General features: G+C 67.0%; 1 protein-coding gene. It reads left to right on the forward strand.

Going from position 1 to position 327, the window contains the following annotated elements; genetic code table 11:
- Window positions 1-327: aldehyde dehydrogenase family protein (locus SB751_RS29020; protein WP_410748910.1), on the forward strand; the 327-nt coding region annotated here is incomplete at both ends.

The following is a 327-nucleotide window of genomic DNA, read 5'->3' on the forward strand; positions in this document are numbered from 1 at the left end:
TGGCGGCGGCGGGTCTGCCGCAAGACGCGGTGCAAGTCGTGGAAACGGCTGACCGCGCGGCGGTGGGCAAGCTCATCACCATGACGGAGTTCGTCGACGTGATCGTGCCGCGCGGCGGCAAGAGCCTGATCGAGCGCCTGATCAACGAGGCACGCGTGCCGATGATCAAGCACCTCGACGGCATCTGCCACGTGTATGTCGACGATCGCGCCGATCTCGCGAAGGCGCTGACCGTGTGCGACAACGCGAAGACGCACCGCTACGGCACCTGCAACACGATGGAAACGCTGCTCGTGGCGAGCGGCATCGCGGCGACCCTGCTGCCGC

The sequence above is a fragment of the Cupriavidus sp. SIMBA_020 genome, assembly GCF_046535395.1.
In the GTDB taxonomy this organism is placed as follows: domain Bacteria; phylum Pseudomonadota; class Gammaproteobacteria; order Burkholderiales; family Burkholderiaceae; genus Cupriavidus; species Cupriavidus campinensis.